17 protein-coding genes are annotated in these 17279 nt (G+C 50.8%); 10 read left to right on the top strand and 7 right to left on the bottom strand.

Annotated features, from left to right (window positions below; translation table 11 throughout):
* Positions 1-63: 63 nt before the first annotated feature.
* Together CIL02_RS10600 and CIL02_RS10595 are read left to right on the top strand one after the other, a co-directional pair.
* On the top strand, positions 64-900 hold the full coding sequence (locus CIL02_RS10600; RefSeq protein WP_094401560.1) for a flagellar motor protein MotB: 837 nt from the start codon (positions 64-66) through the stop codon (positions 898-900).
* A gap of 129 nt (positions 901-1029) precedes the next feature.
* Positions 1030-1818, top strand: coding sequence for a Cof-type HAD-IIB family hydrolase (locus CIL02_RS10595; protein ID WP_094401592.1), 789 nt, complete (start codon positions 1030-1032; stop codon positions 1816-1818).
* Between the two features lie 135 nt (positions 1819-1953).
* Here CIL02_RS10595 and CIL02_RS10590 read toward each other — a convergent pair whose 3' ends face one another.
* Positions 1954-3165, bottom strand: a complete 1212-nt coding sequence (locus CIL02_RS10590; protein WP_094401559.1) for an NADP-dependent isocitrate dehydrogenase — start codon at positions 3163-3165, stop codon at positions 1954-1956.
* 62 nt (positions 3166-3227) lie between these two features.
* Positions 3228-4097: an RNA polymerase sigma factor RpoD/SigA gene (locus tag CIL02_RS10585; protein WP_094401557.1), complete on the bottom strand. Its 870-nt coding sequence runs from the start codon at positions 4095-4097 to the stop codon at positions 3228-3230.
* A 308-nt stretch (positions 4098-4405) separates the two neighbouring features.
* Here CIL02_RS10585 and CIL02_RS10580 point away from each other — a divergent pair, with 308 nt between their 5' ends.
* The gene (locus tag CIL02_RS10580) at positions 4406-4852 is read left to right on the top strand and encodes an AraC family transcriptional regulator (protein ID WP_094401556.1); all 447 of its coding nucleotides are present in this window, start codon (positions 4406-4408) and stop codon (positions 4850-4852) included.
* A 157-nt stretch (positions 4853-5009) separates the two neighbouring features.
* Here the strand turns inward: CIL02_RS10580 and CIL02_RS10575 are convergent, their stop codons facing one another.
* Both CIL02_RS10575 and typA read right to left on the bottom strand, forming a co-directional pair.
* Positions 5010-5939, bottom strand: coding sequence for an acyltransferase family protein (locus CIL02_RS10575; protein ID WP_094401554.1), 930 nt, complete (start codon positions 5937-5939; stop codon positions 5010-5012).
* Positions 5940-5957: 18 nt separating this feature from the next.
* Positions 5958-7760 carry a translational GTPase TypA gene (gene typA, locus CIL02_RS10570; protein ID WP_094401553.1) on the bottom strand — a complete coding sequence of 601 codons (1803 nt, stop codon included), beginning with the start codon at positions 7758-7760 and terminating at the stop codon, positions 5958-5960.
* A gap of 127 nt (positions 7761-7887) precedes the next feature.
* Here typA and rpsO point away from each other — a divergent pair, with 127 nt between their 5' ends.
* Positions 7888-8157, top strand: a complete 270-nt coding sequence (gene rpsO, locus CIL02_RS10565; RefSeq protein WP_021991732.1) for a 30S ribosomal protein S15 — start codon at positions 7888-7890, stop codon at positions 8155-8157.
* A gap of 305 nt (positions 8158-8462) precedes the next feature.
* Here the strand turns inward: rpsO and CIL02_RS10560 are convergent, their stop codons facing one another.
* From CIL02_RS10560 to CIL02_RS10550, 3 genes are all read right to left on the bottom strand, one after another.
* Complete coding sequence (locus tag CIL02_RS10560) at positions 8463-10235, bottom strand: Omp28-related outer membrane protein (protein WP_094401551.1); 1773 nt, start codon at positions 10233-10235, stop codon at positions 8463-8465.
* Positions 10232-11614 carry a T9SS type A sorting domain-containing protein gene (locus CIL02_RS10555; RefSeq protein ID WP_094401550.1) on the bottom strand — a complete coding sequence of 461 codons (1383 nt, stop codon included), beginning with the start codon at positions 11612-11614 and terminating at the stop codon, positions 10232-10234. The genes CIL02_RS10560 and CIL02_RS10555 overlap by 4 nt, the downstream gene beginning before the upstream one ends.
* A 184-nt stretch (positions 11615-11798) precedes the next feature.
* Entirely contained in the window at positions 11799-12578 is a 780-nt protein-coding gene (locus CIL02_RS10550) for a radical SAM protein (protein WP_094401548.1), read from the bottom strand.
* A gap of 124 nt (positions 12579-12702) precedes the next feature.
* Between CIL02_RS10550 and CIL02_RS10545 the strand changes: the two genes are divergently transcribed.
* The 6 genes from CIL02_RS10545 to folK all read left to right on the top strand — a co-directional run bounded on the left by CIL02_RS10545 (position 12703) and on the right by folK (position 17078).
* Positions 12703-13584, top strand: coding sequence for an ABC transporter permease (locus tag CIL02_RS10545; protein ID WP_094401546.1), 882 nt, complete (start codon positions 12703-12705; stop codon positions 13582-13584).
* An 81-nt stretch (positions 13585-13665) separates the two neighbouring features.
* A complete protein-coding gene (locus CIL02_RS10540; protein WP_094401544.1) occupies positions 13666-13908 on the top strand; it encodes a DUF3098 domain-containing protein in 243 nt (80 codons plus the stop codon).
* Positions 13909-13910: 2 nt separating this feature from the next.
* Positions 13911-14714: an undecaprenyl-diphosphate phosphatase gene (locus CIL02_RS10535; RefSeq protein WP_094401543.1), complete on the top strand. Its 804-nt coding sequence runs from the start codon at positions 13911-13913 to the stop codon at positions 14712-14714.
* 59 nt (positions 14715-14773) lie between these two features.
* Complete coding sequence (gene truB, locus CIL02_RS10530; protein WP_094401541.1) at positions 14774-15469, top strand: tRNA pseudouridine(55) synthase TruB; 696 nt, start codon at positions 14774-14776, stop codon at positions 15467-15469.
* 38 nt (positions 15470-15507) lie between these two features.
* Entirely contained in the window at positions 15508-16674 is a 1167-nt protein-coding gene (queA, locus tag CIL02_RS10525; RefSeq protein ID WP_094401539.1) for a tRNA preQ1(34) S-adenosylmethionine ribosyltransferase-isomerase QueA, read from the top strand.
* Positions 16674-17078 carry a 2-amino-4-hydroxy-6-hydroxymethyldihydropteridine diphosphokinase gene (folK, locus tag CIL02_RS10520; RefSeq protein WP_094401537.1) on the top strand — a complete coding sequence of 135 codons (405 nt, stop codon included), beginning with the start codon at positions 16674-16676 and terminating at the stop codon, positions 17076-17078. The genes queA and folK overlap by 1 nt, the downstream gene beginning before the upstream one ends.
* The last annotated feature ends 201 nt before the right edge of the window (positions 17079-17279 follow it).

Here is a 17279-nt window from a genome sequence, read left to right as displayed (position 1 = left end):
AGGTTATTGCCGTCATAAATAGTAACTTTGCAGAAAATATTAACATATTAACAATATTAAGATATGAGAAAGAATTTTGTAATCTTAGGTATGGTGGCAGCAACGCTGCTCGCCAGCAGCTGCGCAAGCAAGAAAGATTTGCAGAACTGCCAGAACGAGAACAGGGAACTGTCAACAAACTACCAGAACGCCAAGGAGGAACTGGCTGCTGCCAAGGCACGCGCCGCAAGCCTGGAGGCACAGATTGAGCAGCAGAAGAAAGACTATGCAGCCCTGCAGCGCTCGCTCGACCAGAGTCTCAGCAACGCAAGCTCCAACAATGTCAACATATCGAAGCTGGTAGACCAGATTAACGAGTCGAATCAGTATATCAGACACCTCGTTGAGGTAAAGAGCAAGAGCGACTCGCTCAACATGGTGCTCACCAACAACCTCACACGCTCGCTGAGCAAGGAAGAGATGAAGGAGGTTGACGTGCAGGTGCTCAAGGGAGTGGTATACATCTCGCTCGCTGACAACATGCTCTACAAGAGTGGCTCGTACGAGATTAACGACAGGGCACAGGAGACCCTGTCAAAGATTGCGAAAATTATCATGGACTACAAGGACTACGACGTGCTGATAGAGGGTAATACCGACAATGTGCCCATAAGCCGCGAGAATATCCGCAACAACTGGGACCTCTCCTGCCTGCGCGCCTCCAGCGTGGTGCAGTATCTGCAGAACCACTATGGCGTAGACCCGAAGAGGCTCACGGCGGGCGGACGTGGCGAATACAACCCGCTGGCATCGAACGACACAGAAGTAGGCAAGCAGCGCAACCGCCGCACACAGATAATCATCACTCCGAAGCTCGACCAGTTCATGGACCTTATCGACAAGGCACCAGAGGGAGAATAAGACTTATTTCGCATAACGGCATACAACAGACAACAGACCGTAATCTCAAGCAGCAGGACCTCGGGGGAAGGTTCTGCTGCTTGTGCAATTGTGTGCGAGAATTACATTATCAAAAATACATTTGGGAAGATGAGAAACTTCAAAGCTTTATTTTTCGATATTGACGGCACGCTGGTGTCGTTCAACACCCACCGCATCCCCGACTCCACCGTCCAGGCTCTAAGAGCTGCCAAACAGAAGGGAGTGATGGTCTTTATCTCCACTGGCCGCCCCATACATATTATTAATAATCTCGGCCAGATTGACGACCTCATAGACGGCTACATAACCACCAACGGAGCTTACTGCTTCATTGGCAAGGAGCAAGTGTGCATGAACGCCATCAGCGAGGACGAGGTGGCCGTAATCATGGACGCATGCCGGCAATGGGACCGCCCGATAGTGATGAGCGGCAAGGACGACGTGGCCGTCTTCAACTACAAGCAGGATGTCGACGACATATTCAACAAGTGGCTTGGAGTAAGCTGCATAGACTACAGCCTGCCGGCTGAAAGGCTCCTCTGCAAGCCCATACTGCAGATGACACCATTCATCTCTCCCTCGCAAGAGGAGGAACTGATGGCTCTGCTGCCCGGATGCACGTCGGGAAGATGGACACCACAGTTTACCGATATCACATGCAGCAAGGCCGACAAGGGAAAGGGGCTGGCAGCTATGGCCCGGCATCTTGGTTTCGATATCCATGACACCATGGCATTCGGCGACGGCGGCAACGACACTCCAATACTGCGCGCTGCAGGCATAGGTGTGGCTATGGGCAACGGTTGCGACGAGGCAAAGGAAAACGCCGACTTCGTGACAGACAGTGTCGACGAAGACGGCGTTAGAAATGCGCTGCACCATTTCGGGGTTATCTGAGCTCATTGACTGGCACATAGCAGCATTTACTGGTACAGAAGTGCATATTGCCTGCCGCATAGCAGCATGGCAAGGGCTATAGGCCACATACAGTCAGGCGCAGGAGCCGCAGTCAGGCTCAGGACAGGCGGTGTGTCAGGCAAGAGCCTTCTCCAACCTCTCGCGTATGGCGGCAATGAACCCTGCTGAGGTGACGGCCTTAGCCTCTACTCCCTCCATAAGTCCTACAAGGTCCTTGGTGGCGATGCCGTCGGCAAGTGTGTCGAGACATGCCTTCTCAAGGCTGTTGGCAAAGCCTACAAGCTCGTCTATGCCGTCAAGCTCACCACGCTTGCGCAATGCGCCACTCCAGGCGAAGATGGTGGCCATGGGGTTGGTGGATGTTTCCTCACCCTTAAGGTATCTGTAGTAATGGCGGGTAACGGTGCCGTGGGCAGCCTCGTACTCATAGTTGCCATCTGGACTCACGAGCACGCTCGTCATCATGGCAAGAGAGCCAAAGGCCGTTGACAGCATGTCGCTCATAACGTCGCCGTCATAGTTCTTGCATGCCCAGATAAATCCTCCCTTGGAACGTATGACACGTGCCACGGCGTCATCTATAAGGGTATAGAAATAGGTTATGCCGAGACTCTCGAACGTCTCCTTATAGTCCTGCTCGTAAATATCCTCGAAAATCTTGCGGAAACGGGCATCATACTTCTTTGATATGGTGTCCTTGGTTGCAAACCACAGGTCCTGACGGGTGTCGATGGCATACTTGAAGCACGAATGTGCGAAGGATGCTATGGACTTGTCGGTGTTGTGCATACCCTGGATAACGCCCGGGCCATCGAAATTGTGGATAACAACCTCCTCGCGGCTACCGCTCTTGCCCTCGAAGACAAGCTTGGCCACACCGGGCTCGTCGGCCTTTATCTCCACGCTCTTGTATACATCGCCATAGGCATGGCGGGCAATAGTGATGGGCTGTTCCCAGTTCTTCACCACCGGATGTATGGATGGTATCGTTATGGGAGCACGGAACACGGTGCCGTCGAGTATTGAGCGTATAGTGCCGTTGGGACTCTTCCACATCTCATGAAGTTTATACTCGTCCATGCGCTGGGCATTGGGAGTGATAGTGGCACACTTTACCGCCACGCCATATTTCTTGGTGGCCTCAGCAGCATCTATTGTAACTTGGTCACCGGTCTTGTCGCGGTAGGGCAAGCCAAGGTCATAATACTCTGTCTTCAGGTCTATGAACGGGAGAAGAAGCTCATCCTTGATCATTCTCCACAAAATCCTAGTCATCTCGTCTCCATCCATCTCTACGATGGGGGTTGTCATCTTGATTTTCTTCATACCTTAAAAATTATTAGTTGTGTCAATATAGACATCCTGTTTATTACTGTTTATATGGCACCTCATCCCAGATACTTAAGCAGTATCTTCACGTTGCCGCTCTGTCTGATTTTCATGAGGCTTCTCTCCTTAATCTGCCTTACTCTCTCACGCGTGAGACCCATGTCGGAGGCTATCTCCTCAAGCGTCTTCTCCCTGGTTCCGATGCCGAAACTCTCCTTTAGTATCTTCAGCTCCTTCCCGTGGAGAATATTCTCAAGCACAACTTCCACTTCCTGCTCCATCGACTCCTTATCGACATTCCTGTCGGTGTGTATGTCGTCTGATACCAGCCTGTCTGCCATGGAATTGTCCTCGCCATCGCCCAAAGGCGCGTCAATGCTCGTCTCCTTGTTGTCGCTCGCCATGCTCTGGGTCACCTTCTCCTCTTCGATGCCCGTTATCTCGGCCAGCTCCTCCGTTGAAGGCATCCGTCCGTATGTCTGCTGAAAACGTCCTATGGCCTGGTTGATGCGCATGATATAGCCCATTTGGTTGAGCGGTATGCGCACAAGCCTTCCTTGCTCGGCCAAAGCCTGCATGATGCTCTGCCGAATCCACCACACGGCATAGGATATGAACTTGAAGCCACGGGTGGCATCAAATTTATCGGCAGCTTTCACCAGCCCGATATTGCCCTCGTTGATAAGGTCGGTGAGCGACAGCCCCTTATGCTGATATTGCTTGGCAACGGAGACAACAAACCGCAGGTTGGCCTTTACCAGTCTGTCGCGCGCCTTCTCTCCCTCTGGACCGCCGAGGGAAATCTTGTGCGCCAGCTCTGTCTCCTCCTCTACTGAAACCATAGGCTCACGTGAGATGTCCACGAGGTATTTCTCCAGGCCCTCACTGTCACGGTTCGTGATGTTGTATGATATCTTTATCTGCCTCATAGTTCCATGATATTATCAATTTTGTGCGCTAAGTTAAAAAAAAAAAATGATAACTACACATATATGGAAAAAAATGTTACCCAAATGGTATTTATTTTATCATTTATCACTATTATTTCCTATTAAACAGACCAACAGTAACCACCTTTGCACTATGTTAAGCCATGCCTGTAGAACCACTGGTAAGGGCTTTTGTTGGCTATCACAGTGGAAAAACTTGCCGTTTTTTTGTAAATTTCAAACAGATTGTATAACTTTGCACCTCTAAAAGACCAAGAAGGTTTATCTAACTCTAAAAATTATTCATTATGGTAAAGTACAACTTGCACGAGCTAAAGCCGAAAGAGGCAAAGTACAGGTCGCTTGTCAGTCCAGAAATGATGGACAAACTTCAGGAGGGCATTCTAAGGATAATAGTAATGGAGAAGAAGTATAAGGACAAGAATTACTCTGCCAAGAACCTGGCCGAAGACCTTAACACCAACACCCGCTACATCAGCGCTGTAGTCAACACCAGATTTCACCAGAACTTCACGTCTTTTGTCAATTCCTACCGTATCAACGATGCCATGACACTTCTTACCGACAAAAGATACATCGGACTAAACATGGGCGACATCGCCGACATGGTTGGCTTTGCAAACAGACAGTCATTCTACGCTGCTTTCTACAAGTTTCAGGGAACAACACCAAGAGACTACAAGATGAAATATCTTTTGGAGCATCCTGACATCATGGCCAGCAGAAAGAAATAAGACATTCGTAAAAAACATAATTGTATAAAAACAATCACCACGGGGACATTCCATAAAGACGGAATGTCCCCGTGGTGGTTCTGTATATGTGGATTCAACAAAGCCCCCCTTGTATGTGTGTATTATTATTCACTTATATAGTTGAGCAAAAGACACCTCACATTGTGTTCTTTCCGAATATCCAGGGAGAAATATGCAGGCGGTCGAGTACATAGCCTATGGCCAGACTTCCGCACACTGCAAGCAGGAGCGAAAGGACAAGGAACAGGAGCCCCGTGGGGTCGAAGGAAAGAAAGGGTACCAAGGCTTTTGCAGACAAGGTAAATACTGGTGAGAACACATAGAGCAGCAGAGAGCGACGGCCAAGGAAAGATAGTACTTGCCGCAAGCGTGTTCCTGACAGACGGTAGACAGCAAGCAGCGAGCATACAGAGAGATACACCATGACGGCTCCGCCGGGAGTAGCCTTGTTAAGACAGGAAGGGAAGCAGGCCAGGGCGGCAAAGGGCAATACGGCAAGCAAGGTAGAAGGAAAGAACAGCGTGAACGGCTGGCCTGAAGTGCGCAGGGCATGGCCTGCGAGATAGTACATGGCGCATGGCAGCGAGAGGGTCAGTGGCGACAGCGATACTACGGCCATGACGACGACCATGGCAAGAAGACGTGCAAGCTTGCCCACAGGAAGCGACTGCGCTGCCTTTGTTATAAGGCCACATACTATCATGGTATGCAGATACCAGTATGGGCCGAGGGGGTTGAGCACTAGCTTGTCAAGGAATAGTGCGGGAGTGAGGTTGTCTACATGGTCAGAGACGGGGAGCAGGGATGCCGCAACGACATACGCGCTCTCCATGATGGCGTATGGCACGGCAATCCACATCATAGTGATGAGGAATTGCCGCCATGTTTTAGCCACGTTGACCAGATAGCCACTTACGAGCAGGAATGCCGGCATATGGAACGTATATACCACCTGCTTGGCATAGGGGTACAGGTGCTCGAAATAGACAAGGTGGAAGGCTATCATCAGCAGGATGAGTACTCCCTTCAGATAGTCAAGCTCCTGACTGCGGGCTGTGCTGGTCATGAATACTATTTGTCCCTGTTACTCCTTATTGGCTCTTTTTCTCTCCAGATGGTCGAGAATAGTTTTCCTCATTCGCATGTTCTTCGGTGTTACCTCCACCAGCTCATCGCCCTTGATGTACTCAAGACATTCCTCCAAGCTCATAACGGTCTTGGGAATGACGCGAGCCTTCTCGTCGGAACCAGAGGCACGCACGTTGGTGAGCTGTTTTGCCTTGGTGACGTTGATGACCAGGTCGTTATCGTGTACATGCTCGCCTACTACCTGTCCGGCATACACCTCATCACCCGGGTCGATGAAGAACTTTCCACGGTCCTGGAGCTTATCTATTGAGTAGGCATACGACGTTCCGGTCTCAAGTGCTATCATGGAGCCGTTGGTGCGACGCAGGATTTCGCCCTTGAAAGGCTGGTACTCCTTGAAGCGATGGGCCATGATAGCCTCGCCCTGTGATGCCGTGAGTACGTTGGTACGCAGGCCGATAATACCGCGTGAAGGTATCTCGAACTCTATGTTCACACGGTCGGACTGGCTCTCCATGGAGGTCATCTCGCCCTTTCGGCGTGTCACCATGTCTATCATCTTGCTTGCAAACTCCTCCGGGACATTGATGGTCAGTTCCTCGATAGGCTCGCACTTCTGTCCGTCGATGGTCTTGTAGATAACCTGCGGCTGTCCCACCTGCAGCTCGTAGCCTTCACGGCGCATGGTCTCGATGAGCACAGACAGATGGAGCACACCACGTCCGCTGACAATCCACTTGTCGGTAGAGTCCTCGAAAGGCCTAACCCTGAGAGCGAGGTTTTTCTCAAGCTCCTTGTTGAGTCTGTCCTGTATGTGCCGTGAGGTGCAGTATTTGCCTTCCTTTCCGAAGAACGGGCTGTCGTTGATGGTAAAGAGCATGCTCATGGTAGGCTCGTCAATGGCTATCGGCGGCAGAGGCTCGGGATTTTCAAAATCACAGATGGTATCGCCAATCTCGAATTTCTCCAGTCCTATGACGGCGCATATATCACCAGAGTCAACGCTGCTGGTCTTCTGGTGTCCCATACCCTCGAAGGTGTGCAGCTCCTTGATGCGTGTCTTCTCCTGCGATCCGTCACGATGACATATAGTAACGTTCATGCCGTCAGTAAGGGTTCCGCGGTGTACGCGTCCCACGGCAATACGGCCTGTATAGTTGCTGTAGTCGAGCGATGTGATGAGCATCTGAGGTGTTCCCTCAATCTGTCTTGGGGCTGGTATGACCTCTACAATCTTGTCAAGCAGATAGTCGATGTTGTCGGTAGGCTGGTTCCACTCCTCTGCCATCCATCCGTTCTTTGCCGAACCATAGACAACGGGGAAGTCGAGCTGGTCCTCAGTAGCGTTGAGCGCGAACATAAGGTCGAACACCATCTCGTAGACCTCCTCGGGACGGCAGTTGGGCTTGTCAACCTTGTTGACTACCACAATGGGCTTCAGTCCGAGCTGCAGGGCTTTCTGCAATACGAAGCGCGTCTGCGGCATCGGCCCCTCAAAGGCATCGACGAGCAGCAGACAACCATCGGCCATATTGAGCACACGCTCAACCTCACCACCAAAGTCGGAGTGACCCGGGGTGTCGAGGATGTTTATCTTTACTCCTTTCCAGTTTATGGATACGTTTTTCGAAAGAATGGTAATGCCACGCTCGCGTTCCAAATCGTTGGCATCGAGCACTTCTCCACTGTTATCCTGTCCGTCGCGGAAAAGCTTTCCGGCGAGCATCATCTTGTCGACGAGAGTTGTCTTGCCATGGTCGACGTGAGCAATAACTGCTATGTTCCTAATGTCTTGCATTGTATAAAATGATATAAATCGGGTGCAAAATTACAAAAAAATATTGGATGTGCTTGTCATTATCGGAAAAAAGTTGTAACTTTGCACCCGCATTTTTGCACAACATTATTAATTATTTACAAAAGCTATGTATTTAGACAAGGCAAAAAAAGAAGAGATCTTTGGCAAGTACGGAAAGTCTAACTCTGATACTGGCTCAGCTGAGAGCCAGATAGCATTGTTCTCATACCGTATTGCCCATTTGACGGAGCACGTAAAGAAGCACCGTAAAGATTATACTACCACACGTTCTCTGACACAGCTGGTAGGAAAGCGCCGTGCATTGCTCAATTACCTCTACGATCGCGACATCAACCGCTATCGTGCCATCATCAAGGCCCTCGGCCTCCGCAAGTAATTGCAGCAAGCAAAAAAAACAAGCCGTTCTCCTTTGGAGAGCGGCTATTTTTGTTTTAGAGAGTAGGGTTAGCAGTTTTGACCATCCCAGACGCAAAGCATTGCATCGGCCAACGCAAAGCTTTGCATCGGCCCACGCAAAGCTTTGCAATCGCCCACGCAAAGCTTTGCAACCATACTTACAAACGTTTGCTGGAAAAGGCACCTTCATTTAGGTCCCATCCCCATGTTTTTCCACTGAGCCATTTCGGGACTGTTCTTATGCCAAGGGCGATTTTAGCCTCTTGCTAATTAATGGAGCGCTCCTTATCGTAGAACCTTCTTTCCATCAATTATATACAACTGTTTGCGTTGACCAGGAGTTGCTGTCTTGGGCAGAGCCTTCAGTCGCATTCCGGCAAGGTTGTATATGGCATGAGGAGCCTCGCCGGAATGGTCGTTGGCCGTGAGGCTTATTCCCGATGTAGCATCCGACAATTCAATAGAGTTGGCATTCAAGACATTGCAGTCGTTCTTGTCATCGGGATTGTACTTGGCCACGAATGCCACGGCCGACATCTTGTCAATGTTCCATTCCTCAGGAATAACAAAGGAGTAATCGGCATCATAGCCTTCCTGCAGGTCTATGGCGTCTCCCCACGACGGGGTAAGACTCTTGCGTGCCGCATGGCGATGCCAGAAATCGCCCAGAGCACCGCGCTGCGTTGTAGTGAAAATACTGTCCTCGGTCAGGAACACATACAGCCTGGCCATATCGGCACCTTCCACGGGCAGCAGCTGGTTGCCCTTGACATTGACCGACACCATTCTTGTCTCGCGGTCAAGAGCGACATTCATATCGACGGACACCAGTGCAGGTATCTTCATCGCAACGTCATGGAAGAGCCTTGCGCGCGAGCCACTGCCCTCTATCACAGGTACACCATAATTATAATAGTCTGGATATTCCTCGCCAAAGTTCGTACGGTCGGCCATCAGGGCTGGAGCAAAGAGGTTTGACGGTTTGTAGAACCACTCGTAGTCCTTGCTTGCGTCTATTGTCAGGCCGTCGGTGTAGAAGCCGGCATGATGGCAAAGTTCCACATAATCGTCGCAGTCCTTCATAGCCTCGGCGATGGCGACATGGGCACCAGCGCAGTTAACGCACAGCTCTGTGGAGAACACCTCCAAAAGCATCTTGCGCTGAACGAACGACTCCCTGCAGACAGCCCTTTTTGTTGCCGAGCGGTTGTCTGCATCTATAGGGTCAGGACTACCATTGACGGCTGATATGCGCAACTGCAGGTCGTACTCACCCTCGTCGGACAATGTGTAGCCTGCCAAGGTAAAGGTGCCCTTGCTTCGTGGTTTTACGCCCGACATGGTAATGGTCTCTGTCGAGGCAACGTTGCCATCGACGATATAGCTGAACGTAAGGCTTGTCACATCGTCAAGTCCGAGATTGAAGAACTCTCCCTCGCATGCTGTCTGAGCATCTCTGAGAGCATAGGCAGGCATGCGGAGTGTGCCGAGGCGCACATTGGTCCGTGGCAGGTTGTCTCCATCAACAATTGCCTTAATGGCCGAACTACTGCCGTTGTCGTAAGTCTTCCATCCAAGAGTATCACACTTTATCCACTCCTCGTCAGCCACCAGCCTCTTGCAGTATGCGAGAAAGCGTTGCCCCTTGGCCTCAAACCCTACGTATATGGCAGAACCGTCGACAACGTAAGGACTATCGAGCGTCACATCGACCCACCCCGAGCCAGCTGTCGTGAAAGCCTGCTCGGCAAGGGGAGTGCCTTTGAGGTCGGATGTCACGAACACCCTGCCCTCGTCGGTAGCCCCACATACGGCCACCTTTATCGTCCGAATGGTGCATCCCTTGTATGCCTGCATGGTGGACGCAGGAAAGAACAAAGCCTCACCTGGTGCCTCTACCCCACTCTTTACTTGTTCCATCAGGGCCGTTCCAGTGCTGCTGACGTTGGAGAGGGCAATCTCGTCAGCTCCAGCCGTCAGCGGCATAAGGCCGACAAAGGCCGCAAACACTATGCTTGCGACCCTTGAGGCGGTATGGAAAGAATTATGTATTGTCATTTTGCAACCTTGAAAGTCTTCACTCCGGCAGCGGTAGCCACTCTGAGGACGTATGTTCCTGCAGGCATTGCCGAAAGGTCTATTGCCTGCCTCTGTCCAGCAGACTTGAGGTATTTGCCTGAGGCATCATAAAGGCTTACAGCGAGGTATGCTCCATGTATGCTGGCCTTGTTGCCATCGAAATCGAGCGAAACGCCCATATTGGAGTTCAGGGTATTGCCAATGCCATCGGTAATATTCTCAGATGCGCATATGGGATAGTTGTATGGCGTATCTCCGATAATAGCCGTTCCCGCTCCCACGAATACTTTTCCCTCATCGTCGCAATCCCACATCGGATACATGCCCTGGTACGATATAGGGTAGCGATTGCCTGCTGCATCTGCACAAAGGGTCTCATCGGTCAATACGGACAATCTGTCACTCGGCGAGATCATGAAATAAGTAATGTCGCCAGAAGCTTGCTGGTAGTAGCCGTAGAGATTGCCTTTGGCATCGGAGTTGTATATGCATCCGCCATTGAAATTCTTGACGTCATCCTCTTCCTCTCCGCAATCGTATATCTGGTAAAGGATGCCGTCGCGGACGAAGGCAGGATTGAAGCCGCCGCTGCCGGCGATGTTGAGTCCGGCGTAGGTCTTGCCGTCGGGAGTGATGCAGCGGCCAAAGAAGTAGCTTGCAGAAACGTCCCTGTCTGGTGAGACGAACTTTCCGCCATCCAGAAGCCTGTGGTTGCCGGCTTTGCCCAACTCTGTATTGTAGCTGTCTATGACATACTCTCCATTGTCGTTCTGCTTCCATACTATTGGAATACCGATTGACCTCTCATAAGTGGTGCCCTGAAACTCGAATGTACCTACCTTATACTGGATGTTGCCACCAATATACTTGCCATCGGGAGTGATGGCCCTGGCCTCATCAGCAAAGTAGCCCTCCTTGGCCTGGTATTCAGAGTAGTTCTCGGGAACGGGAAGATAAAACCACTCATCATTGTCTACTCGCCTCCATGCCGGATAGCAGGCACCTTCTGCCTCCACCTCATAGCTTCCTACCACGATACCATCGTTCGATACGTCGAGCGCAGACACGCGCAAGGTCTTTGTCGACAACGACTCCAACTGGTCCGGAGCATCTTTCCTCCAAAGGAAGGCGCATCCATAGTCGGTAGTCATCCCCTGGTCATCACAACCTACGGCGTACTTGCCGTTTGATGATACGTGGTTGAACACACCAGCCACACCATAGGTCTCCTTGTAGCCTCCACCAAAGTCGATAAAGAATTCTGCGTCCTTAAAATCATGGACTGTAAAATTGTCCTGAGCATTGGCATTAAAGCCTAATGCAGAAAGGACAGCGAATACTGCGTAAAATTTCCTCATATGAATTGTCTTGCTATATATAGATTATTATACGTTTCCTGTATTTTGCTGCAAAGATAATAAAAATATATTTATCAGTACCATTCTACGGTCTATTTTGTTACTTAGCGCATGAAATACAGCATAAGCGCGGCATATGCCACAGCTATCAGTGTGCGCAATCAAGGAAGGGTGTTTAAGCCTGTCAATATGCTACAGAACATTCAAACCCTGCCGCCACAACCCGTGCACTGATACCATCAAGGGTAGCCTTGTCGGCCTTGCGGAGTGTCTTCACTGGGGTGTCACGGTCAATGGTGTAGATCATAACCTTGGAAGGAGCAATGCTGCGGATAGCGTCAAGCCATGGGGCGACGAACTGCTCGGAAGTGTTGTCGACATCGTCACCTTCCACATCGCCTTTCATGAAAATGGTCTGGATGATGACGTGGCCGTTGAACTTTCTCATTAGCTCAATGGTATTGCCTATATCAAATCCATGTTGCTGCGGGCGGTTCACCTTATATATATAATAGGTGTCAACGGTATCGAGCTTGAGGATGTTGTCGTCGACCTTCATCAGGGCACTGAAGACATCTGGCCTTCCAATGAGCGTAGCATTGCTCAACACGCTTATTCGGGCATTGGGGCAATAGCGGTTTCGCATACTGATGGTGTCGTCAACAATAGCCGCGAAGTCGGGATGAGCTGTCGGCTCGCCATTGCCGGCAAAAGTAAGCACATCGGGGACCTTCCCTTCTGAAAGCATAATATTGAGAGCCTGCTCAAGGGCGGCTGAGACATCCTGCCGTGTGGGACGTGGCAAGACTGTATGCCTCTGACCGTTTGTGCCGCACTCGCAATACACGCAGTCGAAATTGCAAATTTTCCCGTCTCCCGGCATAAGGTTTATGCCAAGCGACAGCCCAAGCCTGCGACTATGTACAGGACCGTATATGGGTGAATGGTGTAGAGATGTTGTCATAATCGTGTGCAAAAGTAACGATTATTTCGCAAGTATGGTTGTTAACGCTCGTTAAACTCTCGTTTAATAGCCATTTTTTTTGTTACTTTGCAGCTGATTTGGCTTATTATTGCCTTTTAGTACAATGGTAAAGAAACACAGAAAGACCGGCAAGCGTTCAGGCTTGCAGGCAATTACGTTATGTATAAGCACCGCCCTGGTGCTCATTTTGCTGGGATTGGTGGTGCTCACCACTCTTGCAGGGCGCAACCTCTCTGCTCATGTTAGGGAGAACCTTGTTGTTACGCTCATGCTTGAGCACGACATGACCGACTCTGAGGGCAACCAGATGTGCAATGCCGTGAAGAAGAGCTCATACATAAGGAGCATCAACTTCATCAGCAAGGAAAGAGCACTGAAAGAGGCAACAAAAGAGATGGGGGCAGACCCCAGCGAGTTTACCGAGGGGCTTAATCCCTTCTCGCCGTCAATAGAGATTACCCTGAACAGCGAATATGCCAACAACGACTCGCTGAGATGGATAGCCAAAGAGCTGAAGCGGTACCCGAAGGTTACTGAGATAAGCTACCAGAAAGACCTGGTGGAGGCCGTAAACCGCAACCTTGCCAAGATAGGACTTGCGATGCTCACTTTGGCCGTGCTGCTCACATTTGTCTCATTCTCGCTTATCAACAACACCGTGCGCCTGGGCATCTACGCCCGCCGCTTCTCCATCCACACCATGAAGCTCGTTGGAGCCTCCTGGGGATTCATACGCCGTCCGTTCGTAAGCCGTGCCGTTGTCATAGGACTGGTGGCCTCGCTATTCGCCATTGCGGCCCTTGGCGGAATGTCGTATGCGATGGTGTGCTACGAGCCAGACATCGTCACTATAGTGTCATGGCAGGACCTTGCCATCACCGCGCTGGCGGTAGTGGTGTTCGGAATTGTCATCACTTCCATCTGCGCCAACATCTCGGTAAACAAATTCCTGAAGATGAAGGCTGGCGACCTTTACAAAATCTGACAGTCGGAACACGGGTGACCGAACAGGCATACCATACTATAGAAACAGAGGAAAACAGCAATCATAAAATCAACTACATACATGAACAAGAGAAACTACGCATTCGACAAGACCAACTTCATTCTGTTGGCTGTCAGCATGCTTATTGTCATCATAGGCTTTGTGCTTATGAGCGGCTCAAGCTCAGACGAGTCAGCATTCAATGCCGACATCTTCAGTGCCACCCGCATAAAAGTGGCACCTGTTGTATGTTTCGTGGGATTTATATCCATGATTTACGCTATCGTCCGCAAACCCAAAGACAGCAAGGAGGCTGAAGAGTAATTATGGACTGGTTGGAAGCTCTCATCCTCGGTGCCCTGCAGGGACTCACCGAGTATCTGCCTGTAAGCAGCAGTGGCCATCTTGCCATTGGCTCCTACCTCTTTGGTGTAAACCCAGACGACAACCTGACCTTCACTGTAGCCGTACATGTCGCAACAGTGCTGAGTACTCTCGTGATACTATGGAAAGAGATTTCATGGATATTCCGCGGACTCTTCAAGGGCCAGCTAAACGATGAGACACGCTATGTGCTCAACATCATAGTGTCAATGATACCTGTTGGCATAGTGGGCGTATTTTTCAAGGATGCCGTTGAGGAAGTGTTTGGCTCCGGCCTCGCCATTGTCGGCACGATGCTGCTGGTGACAGCCTTGCTGCTCACGTTCTCATACTATGCGCGGCCACGCCAGAAGGAGACCATATCCATGCGCGACGCCTTTATCATCGGACTGGCACAGGCTGCCGCCGTCATGCCCGGTCTGTCTCGCTCGGGCAGCACCATTGCCACAGGTCTTCTGCTTGGCAACAAGAAGGAGACGCTGGCACAGTTCTCGTTCCTGATGGTCATACCACCAATCCTTGGCGAGGCACTCCTCGACGTCTACAAGGCTGTGGCTCATGGCTCCGAGGCTGCCGTTGGCAACATCTCGCCATTGGCTCTTGGCGTAGGCTTCCTGTCATCATTCGTCTTCGGCTGTCTGGCCTGCAAGTGGATGATAGACATCGTGAAGAAAGGCAAGCTGGTCTATTTCGCCATCTACTGCGCCATCATAGGTGTCATCACCCTTGCCTGCTCGTTCTCCTAAGAGAGTTGGGCAACAATTTGCTGATACTCTACGTTCAACCATAACAACCTTACAGTAACATGGACTTCCTTAAAGGCGAGATTATGGCTGTCGACAAGCCTTACAGAATGTCGAGCTTTGGAGCACTCGCACATGTGCGGTACGTCATGTCCAAACGGCTGGGCAAGAAGGTGAAGATTGGCCACGCTGGTACCCTTGACCCGCTTGCCACAGGTGTTCTCGTTCTCTGCACAGGTAAGAAGACAAAACTGATTGAGCAGCTGCAGACCCACACCAAGGAGTATGTAGCCACCATGCAGCTCGGAGCGACTACCGACAGCTACGACCGCGAGCATACCGTCAACCGCACCTACCCCAAGGAGCATATATCACTTGAGCTCATACGCTCGGTGCTTCCACAGTTTATTGGCGACATAAGTCAGGTACCGCCAACATACAGTGCCGTAAAGGTGAACGGTGACAGGGCATACAGCCTGCGCCGCAAGGGTGACAGCGTAGAACTGGCACCAAAGACGGTACGCATTGACGAGATAGAAATCCTCGACTTCAATGCCCACGAGAAAACGCTCGCAATAAGGGTGGTATGCGGAAAGGGCACTTACATCAGGGCCCTGGCACGCGACCTCGGACGGGCACTCGGCAGCGGAGCGTTCCTGACATCGCTGCGGAGAACAAGAGTCGGAGACATAAGAGTGGAAGACTGCGTAGACTTCGACAATGTCGCAGAGTGGCTCGACAAAGTACTGACCGAATAATTAAAATTTTAAGCACCCCATCAATATACAGAATTCAAATGAAACTATCACAATTCAAATTCAAACTGCCCGATGAGCAGATTGCGCTCTATCCTCATGGATACGACCGTGAGTTCAAGAACGATGCCGGGGAGACAGAACACTACCGGATTGTACGCCGTGACGAGGCCAGACTGATGGTGCTGCACCGTAAGTCGGGACAGATAGACCTCTTCCAGAAAGATGCTGACGGCAACCCCATTGAGGGAAAATACATAGAGTTCCGCAATATCATCGACTATTTCGATGAAGGCGATGTCTTTGTATTCAACGATACCAAGGTATTCCCCGCCAGACTCTATGGCACCAAGGAGAAGACCGATGCCAAGATAGAGGTGTTCCTGCTCAGGGAACTGAACAGGGAAATGCGCCTGTGGGATGTCCTTGTGGAGCCTGCCCGTAAGATACGTATCGGCAACAAGCTCTTCTTCGACGACTCCGGAACCATGGTTGCCGAGGTTATCGACAATACCACAAGCCGCGGACGTACTCTGCGCTTCCTGTACGACTGCCCGCACGAGGAATTCAAGCGCGAGCTCTTCGCCCTTGGCGAGGCTCCTCTGCCACGCTATGTCATTGACCGCCGCGAGAGCCACCACGGTACGGATGAGGACCATGAGGACTTCCAGTGCATCTTCGCACGCAATGAAGGTGCTGTGACAGCTCCCGCCACTGGCCTGCACTTCACACGCGAGCTGATGAAGCGAATGGAGATAAAGGGCATTGAGAGCGCATACATAACACTGCATTGCGGACTGGGCAACTTCAACCCTATAGAGGTTGAGGACCTCACCAAGCACAAGATGGACTCTGAGCAGATGGTGGTATCGCCAGAGGCTTGCAACATCGTTAACAGCGCAAGGGAGAAGGGACACCATATATGCTCCATAGGCACCAGCGTGCTCAAGGCAACAGAGACCGCCGTAGGTGTGGACGGAAGACTGAAGGAGTATTCCGACTGGACTAACAAATTCATATTCCCACCCTATGACTTCGGACTATCCGATGCCATGGTTGCCAACTTCTACCACCCGCTCTCGCCACTGCTCATGGCAACGGCGGCATTCGGTGGCTACGAGAATGTCATGCGCTGCTACGACCTGGCGGTTAAGAACGGATACATGTTCGGATGCTACGGTGACTCCCTATTAATAGTCAACGACTGATGCACACTGTATATATAGCTCTTGGCTCCAATCTTGGGAACCGCCGCGGAGTGATGCGCGAGGCACTCATACAACTGTCTGAAAGAGTTGGCGAGGTCGTAAAGGCTTCGTCACTCCACGAGACAGAGCCATGGGGGTTCAACTCACCAAACATGTTCCTCAACGCCTGCGTGAAAGTGATTACGACAATGTCGCCAAGACGGGTGCTCGAAGTAACGCAGCAGATAGAGCGCGACCTCGGACGTTTGAACAAGTCGGAGAACGGCCTCTACGAGGACAGAATTATCGACATCGACATCCTGCTCTATGATGATCTGACCATTGACGAGCCAGACCTGAAGATACCGCACCCGGACATGTACAAGCGGGACTTCGTAATGAAGCCGCTTTCCGAGATTATGTGACACGGTTCCCCGCAAAGGAGTGTCACAGAAACTGCTGTTAGCCGCTTTCGAAAGCCTATTCGGAAACACCCTGCCATATCCTTTATCTACACAAACAATATCTTTTGTGCGCAAAAAGTCTCTTTTTGTGCATTTTATTTGGTGTAGAAGTAAAAATCTTGTAATTTTGCAGTCTATAAAACCTGAATTATCAAAATTCTA

It is taken from the genome of Prevotella sp. P3-122, assembly GCF_002251365.1.
Lineage (GTDB): Bacteria > Bacteroidota > Bacteroidia > Bacteroidales > Bacteroidaceae > Prevotella.
The sequence above is the reverse complement of the archived record's forward strand: the minus strand, read 5'-3'. Positions and strand labels throughout refer to the sequence as shown.